The 535-nt window shown below is 59.2% G+C and carries 1 protein-coding gene; it reads right to left on the bottom strand.

Going from position 1 to position 535, the window contains the following annotated elements:
• The coding region (gene dcd, locus AC1D0Z_RS23975; RefSeq protein WP_477660599.1) for a dCTP deaminase at positions 1–449 on the bottom strand (449 nt) is incomplete at its 3' end.
• Positions 450–535 lie beyond the last annotated feature (86 nt).

Genomic DNA, 535 nt, shown 5'->3' with positions numbered 1-535 from the left:
GCATAAATCTTGGCGGGCAGGGGCGTGGTGTTGGAGAACTCCAGTGTCACATAGCCTTCCCATTCGGGCTCAAACGGCGTGACGTTGACGATGATGCMGCAGCGGGCGTAGGTGCTTTTCCCCAGGCAGATGGTCAGCACGTTGCGCGGAATACGGAAGTACTCCATGGTGCGGGCCAGCGCGAAGCTGTTGGGCGGAATGATGCAGCTGTCGCCGTGAAAGTCGACAAAGCTTTTTTCATCGAAGTTTTTCGGGTCGACCACCGTGCTGTGGATGTTGGTGAAAACCTTGAACTCGGGCGCGCAGCGGATGTCGTAGCCGTAGCTGCTGGTACCGTAGCTGATGATCTTGTGGCCGTCCCGCTGGCGGATCTGGCCAGGTTCAAAAGGCTCGATCATGCCGTTCTGCTCGGACATGCGGCGTATCCATTTGTCGCTCTTGATGCTCATGGGATGGGGCTCCTGTTGTGGCGGTGATTGTAAGTTGAGGCTGGGGCTCGCCATTGGCCGCCGGTTCAGGGCCGCCCCCCCCCATC

The sequence above is a fragment of the Polaromonas sp. P1_E3 genome, assembly GCF_056405935.1.
This window is presented reverse-complemented; position numbering and strand designations above follow the sequence as displayed.